14 protein-coding genes are annotated in these 14,795 nt (G+C 63.3%); 9 read left to right on the top strand and 5 right to left on the bottom strand.

Going from position 1 to position 14,795, the window contains the following annotated elements; translation table 11 throughout:
* Positions 1 to 33 precede the first annotated feature (33 nt).
* A complete protein-coding gene (gene phbB, locus HME9302_RS12385; protein WP_115367268.1) occupies positions 34 to 783 on the bottom strand; it encodes an acetoacetyl-CoA reductase in 750 nt (249 codons plus the stop codon).
* 152 nt (positions 784 to 935) lie between these two features.
* Complete coding sequence (locus tag HME9302_RS12390) at positions 936 to 1,751, bottom strand: hypothetical protein (RefSeq protein ID WP_147270822.1); 816 nt, start codon at positions 1,749 to 1,751, stop codon at positions 936 to 938.
* 426 nt (positions 1,752 to 2,177) lie between these two features.
* On the opposite strand from HME9302_RS12390, the gene HME9302_RS12395 reads away from it, so the two are divergent.
* Genes HME9302_RS12395 through HME9302_RS12410 form a run of 4 tightly spaced genes read left to right on the top strand, consistent with a single transcriptional unit; the run spans position 2,178 to position 6,809 of the window.
* The gene (locus HME9302_RS12395) at positions 2,178 to 2,624 is read left to right on the top strand and encodes a DUF3576 domain-containing protein (RefSeq protein ID WP_115367270.1); all 447 of its coding nucleotides are present in this window, start codon (positions 2,178 to 2,180) and stop codon (positions 2,622 to 2,624) included.
* Positions 2,625 to 2,654: 30 nt separating this feature from the next.
* On the top strand, positions 2,655 to 5,234 hold the full coding sequence (gene leuS, locus HME9302_RS12400; protein WP_115367271.1) for a leucine--tRNA ligase: 2,580 nt from the start codon (positions 2,655 to 2,657) through the stop codon (positions 5,232 to 5,234).
* Positions 5,231 to 5,755, top strand: coding sequence for an LPS assembly lipoprotein LptE (gene lptE / locus HME9302_RS12405; protein ID WP_115367272.1), 525 nt, complete (start codon positions 5,231 to 5,233; stop codon positions 5,753 to 5,755). The genes leuS and lptE overlap by 4 nt, the downstream gene beginning before the upstream one ends.
* Before the next feature lie 7 nt (positions 5,756 to 5,762).
* Complete coding sequence (locus tag HME9302_RS12410; protein WP_115367273.1) at positions 5,763 to 6,809, top strand: DNA polymerase III subunit delta; 1,047 nt, start codon at positions 5,763 to 5,765, stop codon at positions 6,807 to 6,809.
* Between the two features lie 8 nt (positions 6,810 to 6,817).
* Here HME9302_RS12410 and HME9302_RS12415 read toward each other — a convergent pair whose 3' ends face one another.
* Genes HME9302_RS12415 through HME9302_RS12425 form a run of 3 tightly spaced genes read right to left on the bottom strand, consistent with a single transcriptional unit; the run spans position 6,818 to position 8,755 of the window.
* Positions 6,818 to 7,396 carry an LptA/OstA family protein gene (locus HME9302_RS12415; protein ID WP_115367274.1) on the bottom strand — a complete coding sequence of 193 codons (579 nt, stop codon included), beginning with the start codon at positions 7,394 to 7,396 and terminating at the stop codon, positions 6,818 to 6,820.
* Positions 7,396 to 8,082, bottom strand: coding sequence for an LPS export ABC transporter periplasmic protein LptC (locus HME9302_RS12420; RefSeq protein WP_115367751.1), 687 nt, complete (start codon positions 8,080 to 8,082; stop codon positions 7,396 to 7,398). The genes HME9302_RS12415 and HME9302_RS12420 overlap by 1 nt, the downstream gene beginning before the upstream one ends.
* 55 nt (positions 8,083 to 8,137) lie before the next feature.
* Positions 8,138 to 8,755: a ribonuclease D gene (locus tag HME9302_RS12425; RefSeq protein WP_115367275.1), complete on the bottom strand. Its 618-nt coding sequence runs from the start codon at positions 8,753 to 8,755 to the stop codon at positions 8,138 to 8,140.
* Between the two features lie 110 nt (positions 8,756 to 8,865).
* Here HME9302_RS12425 and ung point away from each other — a divergent pair, with 110 nt between their 5' ends.
* From ung to HME9302_RS12450, 5 genes are all read left to right on the top strand, one after another.
* Complete coding sequence (gene ung / locus HME9302_RS12430; RefSeq protein ID WP_115367276.1) at positions 8,866 to 9,561, top strand: uracil-DNA glycosylase; 696 nt, start codon at positions 8,866 to 8,868, stop codon at positions 9,559 to 9,561.
* A 199-nt stretch (positions 9,562 to 9,760) separates the two neighbouring features.
* Entirely contained in the window at positions 9,761 to 11,293 is a 1,533-nt protein-coding gene (locus tag HME9302_RS12435; RefSeq protein ID WP_115367277.1) for an efflux transporter outer membrane subunit, read from the top strand.
* Positions 11,290 to 12,639: an efflux RND transporter periplasmic adaptor subunit gene (locus HME9302_RS12440; protein ID WP_115367278.1), complete on the top strand. Its 1,350-nt coding sequence runs from the start codon at positions 11,290 to 11,292 to the stop codon at positions 12,637 to 12,639. Before HME9302_RS12435 ends, HME9302_RS12440 begins: the two co-directional genes overlap by 4 nt.
* A 155-nt stretch (positions 12,640 to 12,794) precedes the next feature.
* On the top strand, positions 12,795 to 13,508 hold the full coding sequence (locus HME9302_RS12445) for an ABC transporter ATP-binding protein (RefSeq protein ID WP_115367752.1): 714 nt from the start codon (positions 12,795 to 12,797) through the stop codon (positions 13,506 to 13,508).
* Between the two features lie 8 nt (positions 13,509 to 13,516).
* Positions 13,517 to 14,713: an ABC transporter permease gene (locus HME9302_RS12450; RefSeq protein WP_115367753.1), complete on the top strand. Its 1,197-nt coding sequence runs from the start codon at positions 13,517 to 13,519 to the stop codon at positions 14,711 to 14,713.
* The last annotated feature ends 82 nt before the right edge of the window (positions 14,714 to 14,795 follow it).

Here is a 14,795-nt window from a genome sequence, read left to right on the forward strand (position 1 = left end):
CAAGTTACGCCCGCACCCAAACGCCCGCGCAGATCAGTACATGTGCTGGCCGCCATTGATGCTCATCGTGGAGCCGGTGACGAAGCCGCCATCCTCGCTCGCCAGGAACGCTACGCCGCGCGCGATTTCCTCCGCATGGCCCAATCGGCCCACGGGGATCTGGGCGACGATCTTTTCCAGCACGGCTTCGGGCACAGCGGCGACCATGTCGGTGTCGATATAGCCCGGTGCGATGGCGTTTACGGTCACGCCCGACCGTGCCCCTTCCTGCGCCAGTGCCTTGGTAAAGCCGTGGATGCCCGATTTGGCGGCGGCGTAATTGACTTGCCCGTACTGGCCCGCCTGCCCGTTGATCGAGCCGATATTAACGATCCGGCCCCACTTGCGCGTCCGCATTCCGGGGAAGCAAGCCTTGGCCATGTTGAAGCACCCGCCCAGATTGACGCGCATCACATCGTGCCAGTCGTCATATGTCATCCGGTGCAGCACCCCGTCGCGCGTTATGCCGGCGTTGTTGACCACGATATCGATCGGGCCGACATCCGCCTCGACCTTGGCGCAGCCGTCGATGCAGGCCTCATGATCGCCCACATCCCATTTGTACGTTACGATGCCGGTTTCGTCCGTAAAGGCGCGGGCCGCGTCGTCATTGCCGCCGTAATTGGCGATGACGGTACGCCCTTCGCTCGCCAGCATTTCGCAAATGGCCCGGCCGATGCCGCGCGTACCGCCGGTGACGATTGCTATTCGTGAAGTGGAATTCGCCTTACCTTCATTCGCCATCTCATCATTCTCCCTGTCGATCGGCGCGCCGCTTGTTGCGGCTGCGCGTTGGAGGGAATGATAATGAATGGCGAATGCCGCGCCAACAAAAACCCCGCCAAAGGTGGCGGGGTGTAATCCTGTTCAGACTAAATGGGTGGGCGGGCAGGCGCTCAGAACCGGAATTGCGTACCCACATAGACCGCTTGATCGTCCGACGCAGTGTCTGTCAGCGGGGCGAGGCGCGCGCGATCCTGCGACACCCGGACACCGGCCGTCACATCGAGATTGCGGGTAATCGAATAGGCACCGCCAACATCGACCGACTGTTCACCGAGACCCTGCAGCGTGCTCGGCGTGCGTCCGGTGCGGGCTTGCTGTTCCAGTGCGATGCGCGGCTGGAACCGGCTCGGCTTGTCATTGCCACCGACGCTGGACTTGTAACTGCTGAGATCGGGCATCGAAATGTCGCGAACTTTGCCTGACAGCGACTTGGGACCGGCCAAAGATGCGGGCAGATCGACCGGAGAAACCGCGCTCGGCTTGGCGAAGCTCTGATACCCGCGCGAGACACCGAGATTATAGCGAGTAGGCGCAACCGCGACCGTCGCCGGCAGGCGATTGTCCCTGCCCGCTTCCGCGTCGATTACCGAATTGATGGCCGTGCGGATCGAAATCGCCTTGGCAGTTTTGTCGTCCACCCGAACGGCCACTGTAACCGGGCGTTCGTTGCGTGCGGCGGAGCTTGCCGGCGTGAAGCGCAGAGCCAGACCCTTCGCCTCGATCCGTTGCGCAACGCGCAGCGCCAATGCCGGATCGACATTGGCGGGTGTGAATGTCTGGGTAGTATTGTCGGAAGCGGCTGCATCGCCCAATCCAGCGAGCGCCCAACCGGCGGTAGGGACCAGTGCCGATGCCGCAGCAACACACAGCAACACAGGCGCTGCGCGCTGCCATACTGCCTTCGTGTTGCTAAGCCGACTCGACATCCTTCGCCCCTTGTTTGAACGTTCATGTTCGGGTCCGGTTCTAATCAGACCCTAAACCCGCTGAACGGTTCCTGACCCCTTATCGACCGCAAGATATTGGCCTTGCGCGTCAAAACGACTCGGGAACATCTGTAATGCTACGATATGCCGACCGGGCTTACCAGACATTCCCCGGCTGTCGGATGCTGCGTGCGGAGTATTCCAAGTAAGGTGTTGCTCCGCGCCCACACCTTGGTGTGCTACGGCTCTCGCTACGGTCCCAGTGCCAATTAAGCCGCTATTCAGCGCAGAAGTTCGCAACAGCGCCTATGCAAAAAGTTCGTGCCTGTATGGCGGGCGCGATCATTCAGCCATGCAGCTTGCCGCCGGCGCCCGCAAAGGTATAGAGGCGCAGACAACCAACGCCCAAGGACGTATCGCCCGATCATGACCGCGCACAACCCGACCAAAGCCGTTCGCCTAATCATCGCCGGAACCGCGCTTGCCGCGCTGGCCGCATGCGGCGGCGGCGACCGGCCCCGCGCCGACCTTGCCGCGGCGCAGGTGACCACCATCGGGGTGAATTCCTATCTCTGGCGCGCCAGCCTTGAAACACTAAGCTTCGCGCCATTGCTCCAGACAGACAGCGCTGGCGGCGTTATCGTGACCGATTGGTATACCAATCCGCAAAATCCGGGTGAGCGAGTGAAGATGACGGTCACCATTCTCGATCAGGATCTGCGCGCCGATGCGGTGCGCGTGGCTGCCAGCCGTCAGGTAGCGCAGGCAGGATCCTGGGTCGATGCACCAGTACAGGCCGCCACCGTGCAGAAGCTGGAGGATATCATTCTCACCCGCGCCCGCACGCTGCGCCGCCAGGCCGTGTCCGGCTAAACCCACCACGCAGACATACCGGGGCATTACATGAGCGACGATAGCGGCGCACAGCAAACGGCGCGCTTCGACCCGTCGCAGGCCGACGCCAAGTGGCAACGGGCCTGGGACGAGGCGCAATGCTTCGCCGCCGATTCGAACAGTCCGAAGCCCAAAAGCTACGTGCTGGAGATGTTCCCCTATCCCAGCGGGCGCATCCATATCGGGCACGTGCGCAATTACACGATGGGCGACGTACTGGCGCGCTACAAGGCGATGCGCGGGTTCGAAGTGCTCCATCCGATGGGTTGGGATGCCTTTGGCATGCCGGCGGAAAACGCGGCGATGGAAAAAGGCGTGCATCCCGGCGGCTGGACGCGCGACAATATCGCCAACATGAAAGCGCAGCTGAAGCGCATCGGCTTCGCGCTCGACTGGACGCGCGAATTCGCCACCTGCGATCCGGAATATTACGGCCACGAACAGGCGCTATTTCTCGACCTGTATGCCGGCGGGCTGGTCACGCGCAAGCAGGCGACGGTGAACTGGGATCCGGTCGACATGACCGTGCTTGCCAACGAACAGGTGATCGACGGCAAGGGCTGGCGGTCCGGCGCGGAAGTCGAAAAGCGCAAGCTGAACCAGTGGTTCCTTAAGATCACCGATTTTGCCGATGAGTTGCTGGAAGGTCTGGGCAAACTGGAAAGCTGGCCCGACAAAGTGCGGCTGATGCAGGAAAACTGGATCGGCAAGTCGCAGGGCATGGAATTGCGCTTCGCCCTGAAGGGTGACGGCGTTGTCGGTGGCGAGCAGATCGACCTTTATACCACGCGCCCTGATACGATTTTTGGCGCGACATTCGTGGCGGTCGCGCCCGACCATCCGCTGGCGCAGCGCGCGGCGGACGGCAATCCGGCCGCGCAGGACTTTATTGCGACATGCAAGCGCGGCGGGACCACGGCGGCGGAAATCGAAACGGCAGAGAAGCTGGGCTTTGACACCGGGATCGTTGCGATCCATCCGCTGGCAGGCGGCGACCTGCCGGTCTATATCGCGAATTTCGTGCTCATGGATTACGGCACCGGCGCGATCATGGCGGTACCGGGCCATGACCAGCGCGACTTCGACTTCGCCACCAAATACGGCCTCCCGATCGTGCGCGTAGTGGCGGAAGACGGCGCAGATGCTGCCACTCCTTTGGCTGAGGCGCAGACCGGCGAAGGCCGCATCGTCAATTCAGACTTTCTCGACGGTAAAAGTGTCGACGACGCCAAGGCTGCAGTCATCGCGCGCGCCGAGGATGCGGGCTGGGGCGAAGGCAAAACCGTCTGGCGGCTGCGCGATTGGGGTGTGTCGCGCCAGCGTTACTGGGGCACGCCGATCCCGTTTATTCATTGCGGCAATGCCGTTAGCGACGGGGAGGGGTCAGGCTGCGGCGTGGTGCCGGTGCCCAAAGACCAGTTGCCGGTCACTCTGCCCGAAGATGTGGAATTCGATACGCCGGGCAATCCGCTGGAACGACACCCGAGCTGGAAGCACGTGGCCTGCCCGAAATGCGGACGCGATGCGGTGCGGGAAACCGACACGCTGGATACGTTCGTCGATTCCAGCTGGTATTTCCTGCGCTTCGCCAGCCAGCCCGCGGACAAGCCGTTCGACCGGGAGGAACTGGCGAAATGGCTGCCGATCGAACAATATATCGGTGGTGTCGAACACGCGATCCTGCATCTGCTCTATGCGCGGTTCTGGACGCGGGCGCTTAAAGCTATCGGCTTGATCGATCTGGAAGAGCCGTTCGCCTCGCTATTCACGCAGGGGATGGTGACGCACGAAACGTACAGCCGCAACCAGGATGGCCGCCCGGTTTATTACGCCCCCACCGAGATCAGTCGCGAGGCGCGGGCCGCCCGGCTGACGGCTGATGGCGGCGAAGTCGAAATCGGCCGCGTGGTCAAAATGTCGAAATCCAAGAAGAACGTGGTCGATCCAGACGCGATCATTGCGGATTACGGGGCCGATGCGGTGCGCTGGTTCATGCTGTCGGACTCGCCGCCCGAGCGCGACCTGCCATGGTCGGAAGCCGGCATCGAGGGCTGCGGGCGGTTCGTCCAGCGGCTCTGGCGGCTGTTCGGGCAGTATAATGCGAGCGCGGCTGGCGAGGACATAACGCTCGAACGCAAGACGCACCAGACCATCGCTGCTGTGGCAGAGGATATCGAGGCTTTATCCTTCAACAAGGCTGTGGCGCGGCTGTACGAATTGACCGGCCTGGCCGAGAAAGCCGCGCCGTCCGCAACGCGCAGCGAGACGATCCGCACGCTGATGCTGCTTTCCAGTCCGATGATGCCGCACCTGGCTGAAGAGGCCTGGTCCAGGATCGGCGGAGAGGGGCTGATCGCGCAGGCTGCGTGGCCGGAGGTCATCGAAAGCCTGCTGGTCGAGGACGAAGTGACGATTGCGATCCAGCACAAGGGCAAGCTGCGCGACACGCTGACCGTGACCAAGGGCCTGCCGAAGGACGAGATGGAGACGCTTGCGCTCGCGAGCGAGAAGGTCCAGCGTTCGCTCGATGGCGCGGCGGTCCGCAAGGTGATCGTGGTGCCCGACAGGCTGGTGAACATCGTTACATGATCCGCGTAATCCTTTTTGCCCCGATGGCCTTACTGCTCGCATCCTGCGGGCTGACGCCGATGTATGCCGGCGGATCGAGCGGAGCAGTGGCGCAGGGGCTTGGCCAGATTACGGTGTCCGACATTCCGTATCGCAGCGGCTGGCTGCTGCAGGGCGAATTGAACCAGCGGCTGGGCAATAGCGGTAGCACCGGCGGGGCCATCTACCGGCTAGACGTGCGGCTGGATGACGAGCTGGAAGGGCTGGGCGTTCTCAACGATGATACGGTCAGCCGCGAACGCCGGACCCTGCGTGCGCGCTACCAGCTGGTCGATATCGCTGCCGACACCATCCTGATTGACGCCACCGCGGGATCGGACGCCGGCATCGATGTCGTGTCGAGCGAATATGCGACCATTGCCGCCGAACAGCGCGCGCTGGAAAATCTCGCCAAGGAAGTGGCCGACCAGATCGTGACCCGGGTGGCGCTGGAATTGCGGACACGCGGCGAGGCCACGAAACCAGCTTCCGCGCCTGAATGAGGCCGCGATGAAGACCTCCCAGAAGGATTTCGCAGGCGCGGCCCCGCGTGCGGCAAAAGAGGCGAACATCTTCTTCTTTTGCGGTCCCGATGAAGCGGGGGCGTCGGCGGCGGCGGCGCGCATCCACGAACTCCTGCCCGACCCCGGCGAGCGGGTGGATATGAGCGGTGGGGATCTCAGGAAAGATCCGGTCAGGCTGGGCGACGAGGCGCGATCCTCGTCCTTGTTCGGCGACACCCGCCACATCTATGTCCGCGCCAATGGCGAGGAGGCGCATGATGCGGTGAAGCTGTTGGTCGATGGCGTGGACCAGGGGTTGGGTGCGGCCTGTCCGGTGCTGATCGTGGCGACGTCCGCCACCGACAAATCCCGCACGGCCAAGCTGTTGCTGAAGCGCAAGGATGCGCTGGTGGGCATGTTCTACCCGCCCGAACTGCCTGCCGTAGCCGCGCAAATCCGGCAAATGGGCGATGCCGCCGGAGTGCGCCTTAATGGCGATCTGGGGGAGCGCATTGCGCGCGGCGCGGGCCTCGACGTGCGACTGGCGCAGTCGGAAGTAACCAAGCTCGCGCTATATCTCGATGCCAGTGTGGAATCGCCAAAGCCCGCCGATGCCGCAGATCTGGAAGCGATCGGCGCGGCGACGGAAGAGGACGGCTTCATGCCGCTCGTCAATGCGGTGCTGTCGGGCGAAACGGCCAAGCTACCCGGTGAATTGCGGCGGATGCGGGAAGTTTCGTTGAACCCCGTCGGGCTGCTGCTGGCGTTCGAACGGCGTACGGCACAGTTGGCGCAGATCGCGGGTAAAATCCGCAGCGAGCGAGATATCTCCGGCGTGCTGCAAAACGAACAGCAGGCGCGCCGGGTGTTCTGGAAGGACCGCCGCGATCTCGACAACCAGCTGCGCTGCTGGAATTCCGAAGCCAAGCTTTCGCGGCTGGTGGAACGGCTGATGCAATTGCACCGCGCGCTCCTGTCCAACAACCAGTCGGCAGAAGTGCTGCTGTCGCAGGGTCTGGCGGAAATCGCCCGCGCTGCCCGCGTCAGGCGCTAGCCCAAGGCCTAGTTCCGGTCGGGAACGGAGAACGTGCCGGTGACGCGTCCGCTGCCATTGTCCCGCACCGTCCCGTCTTCACCGGTCACGCTGCTGGAACCGCCCGCACGCCCGTCGACGCTGGAAATACCGGTCCTGAGATCAATGGTGAGGCGTCCGCCATTCAGCGTGTCGCCACCACGGCGCAGGCGCACATTGCCCGCCATGGTGATGATGCGGCGGTTGAAATCATACACGGCCACGTTCCCGCTCGCCGCCTCGCTGCCGCGCGTAACCGTCACCCCGCCGGTGGCAAGGATGCGCTGGATCGAAAGACCGCCCGCATCGGAATAGTTCACCACCGTGCGCGGTGCGCGCAGCCGCAATCCGGCCTGGGTAATGTCCACCCCGCCCGACAGCACGACGCGGTTCTGCCGGTCCTGCAATTCGATCCGGTCGGCGGCGTAGGAAACGGGCGCGTTGGAGTTATGCCCGCCGATCGCCTGCGCGCTCAACTGGATACCGCCCAGCATGATCGCCGTTGCGACGAAGCCGATGGCGGCGTTCCGACAGGCCGTGCGCGAAGGCGGGAAAGACACAGGTTTCATCAGGGCATCCTCAACTTACCGGGCACCATGCGCAACCGCGCATTCCCGTCGAGCAATATGGTTCGCGCGTTCAGATCGGCGCGGATGGCGTCGGCGGAAAATGTGCCTGCGGGAATCGCACCCTCCACGCCTCGGCTGCCGACCATACGCTTGTCTGCCAGATCGACAGACACGCCGCGCGCGACCATCGAATAACCGTCGGCAGCGGTCAGCCGGACAGGACCGACGGCGGCCACCGTATCCTCGTCGATATCGAACGAACCGCCTTGCGCGGTCAGGCGGGCGGGACCTTCGGGCAGGATGATCCGCGCCACCAGTTCGCGCATCCGCACGATCCCTTCGGCGGAAGATTTCTGCACCGCTTCCCCCGCCATCAGGGAGAACGGCTGACCCTTGGTATCGGAACCGCGATAGGTGGCGTTGTCCACCCGTAGGCGCTCGTCGATGATGGCAACCTTGTTGCGGTCTAGCAGGAAGCTGACTTCTCCGCGCGGAGTGAGCGGAGTGACCACCATTAACGCCGCCACCACACCCACGCCCATCGGCAGCGCTGCACCCAGGAACCGCACTACCTTATCGTGAAAGCCGCCGGGCGTGGCGAAATGCTGGCGCGCATTGCGCAGTTCTGCCGCCGCGCGCGTTTCATGCGCTTCCAGCTCGGTAGCTGTGAACTCGGCGCTGGGCATCTCGGCCGTGGCGGTGGAGAGATCGTTCATCGCGATGGCTGTGCGCTTGCCCGCATTACATATGGCTGAAGATGTCGTGCTCGGCCCAACCGGCGATATCCAGCCGGGCGCGTGCAGGGAGGAAGTCGAAACAGGCCTGCGCCATTTCGGTGCGGCCTTCGCGTTCCAGCCGCACTTCCAGGATGTCCCGCATCCGGTGGAGGAAACGCACGTCCGATGCGGCGTAATCCTGCTGTGCCGGGGTCAGCGTATCTGCGCCCCAATCGCTCGATTGCTGCGCCTTGGACATATCCTCGCCCAGCAATTCCTGCACCAGGTTCTTCAGGCCGTGGCGGTCGGTATAGGTGCGCGTCAGCTTGCTGGCGATCTTGGTGCAGAATACCGGCGCGGCCATCACGCCTAGATAGTGTTCGATCGCGGCGAGATCGAACCGGGCGAAGTGATACAGCTTCACCCGGTCAGGATCGGCCAGCACCGCCTTCAGATTGGGCGCATCGTAAGCGCTGTCGTTCTTGAACCGCACGAGGTGTTCATCGCCCCCGCCATCCGAAATCTGCACCACGCAGAGCCGGTCGCGCGTGGTGACGAGGCCCATGGTTTCGGTATCGACGGCGACAGGACCATCGGCGAGCGCGCCTGCGGGCAGGTCTTCTTCATGAAAGTATACGGTCATAGGCGGCGGTGTGTAGGCGTATTGCAGGCAAACGGGAAGGGCGCGCGGCGCGGGTTTTTTTCGTGACGGCCCTCTCGACTTCGCGCGGCGCAGGCGACACATGGCGGTGTATGCTGGACACCGTTCCCGAATGCTGGCGCGACGCGCTTGCCCCTTCGTTTGAAAGCCCCCACGCGGCTGCGCTAGAACAACGCCTGCAAGCCGATAGCGATCGGGGGAAGACGATATACCCCCCGCCGCATCAGCGATTCCGCGCGCTCGAATTGACACCGCCTGATGCGGTGAAGGCGGTGATCCTGGGGCAGGACCCCTATCATGGCGAGGGGCAGGCTCATGGTCTCGCCTTCTCGGTCCCCGCCGGGGTGAAGCTACCGCCGTCGCTGCGCAACATTTACCGCGAACTGGCGGACGATATCAGCGTGGTGCGATCCGATGGCAATCTGGACGGCTGGGCAAGGGAAGGCGTGCTGTTGCTTAACACGGCGCTGACGGTCGAGGCAGGACGAGCCGGAAGCCACGCAAAGGCAGGCTGGTCCGCAATTACCGATGCCATTGTGGCGAGCGTAGCCAAACGCGCGGACCCCGCCGTCTTCATTCTATGGGGCAGCCAAGCGCAGGCCAAGGCGCAGCATATCGATGGTCTGCGATCCGAACCGGGCGATGGAACGCCGCATCTGGTCCTCACCGCGCCGCACCCCAGCCCGCTTTCGGCCTATCGCGGGTTTTTCGGCTCGCAGCCGTTCAGTAGGACGAATGTGTTTCTGGAAGCCAGCGGTCGCGGGGCGATCGATTGGGCGGCGGCTTGATCCCCGAGTCATCCGCGCTGCCAACCCGACCAACGGCGTAGATGAACCGATAAAAGCCGGTTCCGCCTCTTGGCTTGGCAAAAGCTGCTGCTATAGTCGAGTAAGACACTGCTTCGCGGCCGGGTCTCGATACGGGCCTTACCGGTTTGTTTCGACAAGACTATCAGGGGCGGCAGTGCAATAAGGGGGATGGGACCAAATGCTGGGGCGAATTACCGGCACTTCTATACAACAGGCTCCGCGCCGGTTCCGGGTGACTGGCACATTGGCGCTTGCTTCGTCCCTTTCCGTCCTTTCCGCGTGTACTGCGCCGCTGGCGCTGGAAGCACCGCGGCCCGCAGTATCGGTGCCGGCAGCCTGGCAGCAGGCCGATCCGGCACCGCTTACAATCGATCTGGTCGATTACTGGCGTTTGCTGGACGATCCGCTGATCGACCGTTTCGTGGCGCAATCGATTACCGCCAACCGCGAACTTGCCGCTGCTGCGGCGCGCGTGGCGCAATCGCGCAGCGCGGTGCGTCAGGCGCGTGCGAGCTATCTGCCGCAGGTCGATGCGTCGGGCGGCGTGCGGCGCGACTTCGGTGATTTCGCTTCCGACGAACTCAACTTTTCGCTCGGCGGGGATGTCAGTTGGGAAGCAGACATCTTCGGCCGCGTTGATTACGCCGTTGCAGCTTCGGAAGCGGAGCTGGCGGGGTCCGGCTTTGCATTGGCTGACCTGCAACGGTTGATCGTGGGGCAGGTCGCGCAGACTACCATTTCCGCGCGCGCTTCGGCGATCCGGCTGGCGATTGCGCGCGACACGCTGGCGATCCAGGACGAGAACCTGCAGATCGCGCGCTGGCGGCGCGAAGCCGGGCTCGTATCCAGCCTGGATGTGGAACAGGCGCGCAGCCAGCGCGCCCAGACGGCCGCTACCATCCCGGCCATCGAAAGCGATCTGGCCAGCAGCGCGAATGCGATTTCCACGCTGATCGGTGAGGCACCCGGCCCGGTGCTCGCGTTGCTTGAGGATGCCGCGACAATTCCCCTGCCGCCTGCCGGGTTCGGCTTCGACGCACCTGCCGAAATCCTGCGCCGTCGTCCCGATGTACGCCGTGCGGAAACCGCCTTGCTGGCGGACACGGCACGGCTGGGTCTGGCGCGCACACAATTGCTGCCGCTGGTACAACTGACCGGCAATATCGGCGCTGCCTTCACTAATCCGTCCAACCTGTTCGACATCATAACCGGCGGGCTGTTCGCAGGCGTCCGGCAGCTGGTGTTCGATGGTGGGCGCACCCGCGCACAGATCGACGGCGCGGAGGCGGCCGCCGGGGCTTCGCTGGCCGGGTGGGAGCAATCCATTCTCGGTGCGCTGGAAGATGTCGAAAGCGCCGCTGTGGCATTGCGCGCCGCGCGCGAACGCGTTGTCATTTTTAATGAGGCACTGGACGCGGGCCGAAACGCCGCTCTGCTTGCGCGCAGCCAGTATCAGGCCGGGCTGATCGATTTCCAGACCCTGCTTACAGCGGAAAATCAGTTGCTGGGCGCGCGCAACGCATTGGTAGCGAGCGAAGCGGACCGCGCGGCTGCATTCGTCCGGCTGACGCAGGCGCTGGGCGGCGGCTGGACTCCTGCCGATTTGCAAAGGGCCGATTTACAGGACGCCGGGGTTCCGGATGCCGACCTGTCCGATGCACCGCTGATAGCTGACGACGTGACGCCCATGGGCGAAAGGATCGAAGAATGACCGAGGCAAATGTTTCCGGCACGGCCAGCAGTACCGGGGCAACACCCCGGACCGGCAATCCGGATCCCGCCCAGATCGACGAGTTCCTGGGTGCGAAACCGCGTCCGTGGTGGCGCCGGTGGATGAAGGTGTGGCTGCCGGTCTTGGTGCTCGTCATTCTGGCACTGTCGGTTTCCCAATGCATGGGCGGTGACGAGCAGCCTGAATACATTACCGATGATGTGGTGGCTCGCAGTCTCGACCTTACCGTCAGCGCGACCGGCAATCTGCGCCCGACCAACCAGGTCGATATCGGGTCCGAAGTTTCCGGCCGGGTCGACCGCGTGCTGGTGGATGTGAACGACCGTGTGGCACGCGGTCAGGTGCTGGCCCAGATCAACACCGATGTCATCGGCGATCAGGTGACGCAAGGCCGGGCGAACGTGAACGCCGCTCGTGCCCAGCTCAACCAGGCAGGGGCCACGCTGGATGTGGAACGTGCGCAATTGGCGCGCCTGCGCAACGTGTACGAGGCATCGGGCGGCAAGGTTCCGTCCCAGACCGAGCTCGAACAGGCAGAGGCCGCAGTGAAACGCAGCGCCGCCGCAGTCGCTTCTGCGCGGGCCAACATCACTTCCGCCGAGGCGCAACTGTCGTCCTCTGTCACCAGCCGCAACCGGGCGGTAATCCGTTCGCCGGTATCGGGTGTTGTGCTGGCGCGGCAGGTCGAACCTGGTCAGACTGTGGTTGCCAGCTTCAACACGCCCAACCTGTTCATTATCGCCGAAGACCTCGCAGCCATGCAGCTGCGGGTGGAAATCGACGAGGCGGATGTCGGTCAGGTCGAGGAGGGCCAGAAGGCGACTTTCACTGTCGATGCGTATCCCGGCCGCCGTTTTCCTGCGGTGGTCGAGCGGGTCGATCAGGCCAGCAGCAACACCGGCTCCCAAACCGGGCAGGCGACACCGGGTGCCAATTCGGTGGTCAGTTACGAAGCGCGGCTGGCGGTGACCAATTCCGAAGGGCTACTGCGCCCCGGCATGACGGCCACGGCCACTATCGCCACGCAGAGCACCGGCAAGAAGATGCTGGTGCCCAACGGCGCGCTGCGGTTCGATCCGGACGAGGAAGTCGATACGGGCGGCGGTAGTGCGCTGAATGTCGAAGTGGGTCTGGAACAGCAGGAACAGCAGGCCTCCATCGGCGTCGGCAGCAAGCAGCGCGTCCATGTGCTGAAAGATGACGGCACACTGGAAGCGATCGACGTCATAACCGGGCAGACCGACGGACGGATGACCGTGGTGACGTCCAGCGCCCTGGAACCGGGCATGAAGGTCGTAACCGGCGTCGGGGCGAAAACCGAGTGAGCCGCAAACCGTTTCCTTTTTCTCAAGGCGTACCGGGTTTCAAGCCGGACGAGATCGACGACCGGCGCGAGGACGCGCGCGAGAATGCTCCCGAAGCGGGAAGCGAAGGCGCTTCGCCCGGTTTTGCGCCTTGCGAAGACGCGCCGCTTATAGAAATGGAAGGGATTACCAAGACTTTCGGTGAAGGAGAGGCCGCGTTCCAGGCGCTTCGCGGGGTAGATCTCGAAATTCAGCGCGGCGATTTCGTGGCGGTCATGGGCCCATCCGGTTCCGGCAAATCCACCACGATGAACATCCTCGGCTGCCTCGACGTACCGACCACAGGCATATTCAAGTTTCGCGGAGTGCAGGTGCAGGCGCTCAATCCGGATCAGCGATCCTTGTTGCGTCGGCGCTATCTCGGTTTCGTGTTTCAGGGCTTCAACCTGCTGTCGCGGACAAGTGCGCTGGAGAATGTGGAACTGCCACTGCTGTATCGCGGGGAAACCAAGGCGCAGCGGCGCGAAGCCGGGCTGCACGCTCTGGACCAGGTGGGACTCGTGCCATGGGCCGACCACACTCCGGCGGAACTTTCGGGCGGCCAGCAACAGCGTGTTGCCATCGCCCGCGCGCTCGTGACGCAGCCTGACGTACTGCTGGCAGACGAACCGACGGGGAACCTCGACACCGAACGCTCGATCGAAATCATGGAACTTCTCACCCGTCTCAATTCCGAAGGCATCACCGTGTTGATGGTGACGCACGAGGAGGAAATGGCCGAGTTTGCCCGCACCATCGTGCATTTCCGCGACGGTATCGTGGAACGGATCGAGAGCGGTACGCGCGTGGCCGGTGCGCCACTTGCCCCCGCGGCAGGAGCGTCTGCCTGATGTTCGGCATGTTCGGCGCCACCCTGCTATTGTCCCTGCGCGAGATACGCCGCCATCTTATGCGCTCGTTCCTGACGACGCTGGGGATCATAATCGGCGTCGCTTCGGTCATCACTATGGTCACGCTAGGCAACGGCGCGACCGCATCCATTCAGCAGCAGATCAGCTCGCTCGGCTCCAACGTATTCATTGTCTTCCCCGTACCATCCGAAAGCGGGGTGCGGCGTCCATTCGACCAAAGCGATGTCGATGCGGTCGCCAGCCAGATCGCGGGCGTGGTGGATGCCGCCGGCAGCACGTCTGCCCCGGCCACCGCGTTTCACAACGGGCAGGATTGGTCGACCAAGGTCGATGGCGCCGACACGGCATTCTTGCGGGCGCAATCGATCGAAGTCCTCGATGGGCGTCCGTTTACGACCGAAGAGGAAACCTCCGGCAAGAATGTCTGCTTGCTTGGCCCCAAGGTCGTCGAAGCAATTTTTGTTCCTGGCACCAGTCCGGTGGGCGAACGGATGCGCGTCAACAACGTGTCCTGCACGGTTGTCGGAACGCTGGAAGAACGCGGGCAGGGCGGCGGCGGTACGGATGACGACAATGTCGTCATGATGCCGCTGAAGACTGTGCAGCGACGTTTCGTCGGCAGTGACGATATCCAGTATTTCGTAATCAAGTATGACGATGCCTATGCCAGCAGCACCATCCAGGCGTCACTCGTGGAACTGCTCCGCGAACGCCGGCTGTTGCAGGAAGGGATCGACAACGACTTCAACGTGATCGACACCGCGCAGGTCAATGACGCGCTAGGCGCGGCGACCGGAGTGTTGACGCTGATGGTCGCCATGATTGCCGGGATCAGCCTGCTGGTGGGCGGTATCGGGATCATGAACATCATGCTGGTTTCGGTCACGGAACGGACCCGCGAAATCGGCATCCGGCTGGCGATTGGCGCGTTGGCACGGGAGGTTCGGCTGCAATTTCTGACCGAAGCGGTGGTGTTGTGCTGTTTTGGCGGACTGGTGGGCATCGCGCTGGGGTTCGTTTTCTCGGTCGCTGCGTCGGCTGCGCTGGAATGGGACTTCATTTTCGATCCCGCGATCAACATCCTCAGCTTCGTGTTTTCGGCCTTCATGGGCATCGTGTTCGGCTACTATCCGGCACGAAGGGCATCGAAACTCGATCCGATCGATGCGCTGCGCCACGAATAGGTGCATTAATTAACCAAGGCATATCAACGCCTGCGGGAAGTGCACCCGTCATACTTACCACATGTTAACTGTCTTTCTCCTA

The sequence above is a fragment of the Alteripontixanthobacter maritimus genome, assembly GCF_003340475.1.
Taxonomy (GTDB): Bacteria; Pseudomonadota; Alphaproteobacteria; order Sphingomonadales; family Sphingomonadaceae; genus Alteripontixanthobacter; species Alteripontixanthobacter maritimus.

Coding starts and splice junctions, on each gene's coding strand:
- phbB (WP_115367268.1), bottom strand. CDS start 783: ATGGCGAATGAAGGTAAGGCGAATTCCACTTCACGAATAGCAATCGTC.
- HME9302_RS12390 (WP_147270822.1), bottom strand. CDS start 1,751: ATGTCGAGTCGGCTTAGCAACACGAAGGCAGTATGGCAGCGCGCAGCG.
- HME9302_RS12395 (WP_115367270.1), top strand. CDS start 2,178: ATGACCGCGCACAACCCGACCAAAGCCGTTCGCCTAATCATCGCCGGA.
- leuS (WP_115367271.1), top strand. CDS start 2,655: ATGAGCGACGATAGCGGCGCACAGCAAACGGCGCGCTTCGACCCGTCG.
- lptE (WP_115367272.1), top strand. CDS start 5,231: ATGATCCGCGTAATCCTTTTTGCCCCGATGGCCTTACTGCTCGCATCC.
- HME9302_RS12410 (WP_115367273.1), top strand. CDS start 5,763: ATGAAGACCTCCCAGAAGGATTTCGCAGGCGCGGCCCCGCGTGCGGCA.
- HME9302_RS12415 (WP_115367274.1), bottom strand. CDS start 7,396: ATGAAACCTGTGTCTTTCCCGCCTTCGCGCACGGCCTGTCGGAACGCC.
- HME9302_RS12420 (WP_115367751.1), bottom strand. CDS start 8,082: ATGCCCAGCGCCGAGTTCACAGCTACCGAGCTGGAAGCGCATGAAACG.
- HME9302_RS12425 (WP_115367275.1), bottom strand. CDS start 8,755: ATGACCGTATACTTTCATGAAGAAGACCTGCCCGCAGGCGCGCTCGCC.
- ung (WP_115367276.1), top strand. CDS start 8,866: ATGCTGGACACCGTTCCCGAATGCTGGCGCGACGCGCTTGCCCCTTCG.
- HME9302_RS12435 (WP_115367277.1), top strand. CDS start 9,761: ATGCTGGGGCGAATTACCGGCACTTCTATACAACAGGCTCCGCGCCGG.
- HME9302_RS12440 (WP_115367278.1), top strand. CDS start 11,290: ATGACCGAGGCAAATGTTTCCGGCACGGCCAGCAGTACCGGGGCAACA.
- HME9302_RS12445 (WP_115367752.1), top strand. CDS start 12,795: ATGGAAGGGATTACCAAGACTTTCGGTGAAGGAGAGGCCGCGTTCCAG.
- HME9302_RS12450 (WP_115367753.1), top strand. CDS start 13,517: ATGTTCGGCGCCACCCTGCTATTGTCCCTGCGCGAGATACGCCGCCAT.